The organism is Aquiflexum sp. (assembly GCF_041751335.1).
Lineage (GTDB): Bacteria > Bacteroidota > Bacteroidia > Cytophagales > Cyclobacteriaceae > Aquiflexum.
The window spans coordinates 1-2892 of sequence record NZ_JBGSXS010000346.1; the positions used below are offsets into that span (position 1 = coordinate 1).

The 2892-nt window shown below is 37.3% G+C and carries 2 protein-coding genes and 1 pseudogene; 2 read left to right on the forward strand and 1 reads right to left on the reverse strand.

Translation table 11 applies throughout. The features are described 5' to 3' along the window. Positions 1–351 (forward strand): S8 family serine peptidase (locus tag ACEW8U_RS19235; protein ID WP_373523684.1); only part of this gene is annotated, 351 nt, incomplete at its 5' end. A gap of 79 nt (positions 352–430) precedes the next feature. Continuing rightward, complete coding sequence (locus tag ACEW8U_RS19240) at positions 431–2386, forward strand: tetratricopeptide repeat protein (RefSeq protein ID WP_373523685.1); 1956 nt, start codon at positions 431–433, stop codon at positions 2384–2386. Here ACEW8U_RS19240 and ACEW8U_RS19245 read toward each other — a convergent pair. Then, a pseudogene (locus ACEW8U_RS19245) lies at positions 2358–2892 on the reverse strand (ABC transporter substrate-binding protein); the annotation flags it as partial. The gene ACEW8U_RS19240 and the pseudogene ACEW8U_RS19245 sit on opposite strands and share 29 nt — an antisense overlap.

The following is a 2892-nucleotide window of genomic DNA, read 5'->3' on the forward strand; positions in this document are numbered from 1 at the left end:
GAAAAAAGAAGAATCTGGATGGTCATTGCTTCTGGGAATTCAAGATTGCCAGCAACCTCATTCAGCCCGGCTAGGGTGAAAGGCAAATATACCATCACAGTATCTGCTTTTGATTCCCGAGATCGGTATGCTTGGTTCTCACATTACGGGGAACCAATAAAATTTGGTGCTCCGGGAGTTTCCGTCCTTTCTACTTGGGCCGGTAATAGATACCGGACAGAAACAGGAACATCAATGTCTGCACCGCATGTGGCAGGGCTTAGGTTGTTGGGTGAGATTGATTCGGATGGTTTTATACTCAATTATCCCATTTCACCTTCAGACCCGATAGCATTTAGAAGAAATGACTAATGAAGAATTTAAAATATTTGTTTTGCGTATTATTTAGAACATTATAAAAGAGATTTATTACCCCAGTATTAGATTACTTATGAAGAGAATTGCACTTTTTTATTTCATCAGTTTAGGAATCACATTTAACCTCTTTGCACAACTACAGGAAGTGGATAGTTTAAGGAAAATTGTGTTGATAGAGACCAATGATGCAGAGAAACTTAAAACACTGAACAAGGTCACACTCTTGATCAGGGAAAAAGACACTCAACAAGGCTTGAAATGGGGACTTCAAGCTGAAGAATTAGCTGTTCAATTGGCAGACAGTTTAGAACTTGGAAGAGCAAAAGGTAATCTAGGTTGGATATATTACAGATTGGGAATATGGGATAAGTCATTCAGATATTCCAAAGAAGCGTATCTGATCGGAATGAAATTCAATGACAGATTGGAAATAGGAATGGCGCTGAATAATTTGGGTGCACTTTACTATCAAAGGAAGAACTATATAGAAGCTATTAAGAACTTTCAGGAAGCGTATGAGATTTCCCTTGATATCAAGGATCATTTTTTGACTATCAGGAGTTTGAATAATCTTTCCCTGAACCTTTCAAAGGTAGGTGAATTGGATTCGGCTTTGTATTATGCAAAATCTGCTTTAGAAGTAAATCAAAAAGAAGGTTTGATGTATTTTACCAGTTTTACACATAGGGTAATTGGAGATATTTTTCTTACCAAAAATGAATTGGACTCAGCGATACATACTTACGAATTTGCCTTGGGAGTTGCTTCCCACCAAAGACTAAAAACTTATGAGGCTTCGATTTTCCATCGATTGGGTAAAGCATACTTTCTTTCAGGGAATACTCCCAAAGCCCTTGAATATCTTGAAAAAGGGATAAAGATTTCAGAACAAAATGGTTTCCAAGAAGAACTGGTAAATACTTATCAAGTTCTGGCTACAGTCTATCATTCTTTGGGTGACATCACCCGGGCATATCAATACCATAAGGCTTTTTCAGAGCTGAAAGACAGTATGGAGGAAGAGATCGATGAAGATAGGATGTCATTGTTGCAAGCAATGTTTGAAGTTGAAAAATCTGATGCAGAGATTAATTTTCTAAAAATAGAAAATTCCCTTAAAGAACTGGAAATCCAAAGTGTTAGAAGGACTGTGTTTGTAGCCTCAGTGTTTGTTTTTCTTAGTTTGCTTTTGCTGTTATGGCTGTACATTTTTAATAAAAAACTAAAAAAAGCCAATGACCAATTAAAATACAAAAAAACCATAACCGAACATCAAAAAAAGGAATTGGAGTCCAAATCCCATGAACTCTATGAGTCCAATAAAATGAAGAATAGGTTACTTTCTATTTTGGGACATGATCTTAAAAGTCCCGTAGCACAATTGAAAGGAGTTTTGGATCTCATGCATTCTCAGGGACTGACCAGAGAGGAGTTTGAAGGAGTCTCCCATATTTTGAAGCGAAATGTGGATGGGCTTTTTGAAACAATGGATAATATCCTTAGCTGGTCCAAATCACAAATGGAGGGATTCAATGTGCAATTGTCACCTACTAACCTGGGAAAGGTAATCAGACCCTGTATGGATTTATTACAGCATCAGGCAGTCTCAAAAGAGATTACCATCAATTTAAATATAGACCATGAAGAGAAGGCTTTGGTTGATAAGGATCTACTGCAGATCGTAGTACGGAATCTTTTGAGTAATGCGATCAAATTCTCCAAAAAAGGCTCAAAAATAGAAATTTATACAATCATTGAAGATGAGTTTTTGAAAATGATCGTTCAGGATTTTGGTTTGGGAATGAGTGAAATTCAACTTGAAACCATACTCAACGATCAGGTTTCCTTATTGGAGTCAAGTGCTGGAACTGAAAAGGAGAAAGGTACCGGGTTGGGTCTTAATCTGTGTAAGGAATTCTTAAACCTTATGGGGGGCAAATTGGACATTACGAGTAAAAAGGGAGTAGGTACTACTGCTACAGTCAGTCTTCAACGAATGATTATTCAACAAGAGCAATCAGTGGTGTAAATAATAGCTTTTCTGTTTTAATCGGATTTTCGATCAAACCAAGTTCCAATAAAATTCTCATTGTTTCTTCAAGCATATTTATTGAAATCTTGTTGTTGGTTGACCATTGAGTCTGATTTAGCCAGGCCTTGATATCCTGCTCCTGTATTTTGTAATTTTGGCTCAGTTGTGTAGCATAATCCTCTTTTTTGAATAAATCAGCAGACATGCTGTAAACAAGGTCTCGTAATTTCTGAATTATTTCTCTATGTTTGTCCAAAGCAGTTGGATGGGCAATGATAGAAAAGCAGGGCCAAGGAGTCGGGACCTCACCAATTCTCTTGAAAATCCCTTGATCAACAATTGGTTTGGTAGTATATTTTTCCCACAAGAAGATTTTGGTGTCATCCCCACTCAAGGCATTCTTTGCACCTTCAAGATCACCTACAACTTCAAAATCCAAAGATTCCGGATCCCAATTTTCTCTTTTGGCCAAGACAAAGGCCATCAAGTGTGAACCTGAACCA

Bases quoted from the DNA above. Each gene is read 5' to 3' on its own strand.
- ACEW8U_RS19240 (WP_373523685.1), top strand. From the start codon at position 431: ATGAAGAGAATTGCACTTTTTTATTTCATCAGTTTAGGAATCACATTT.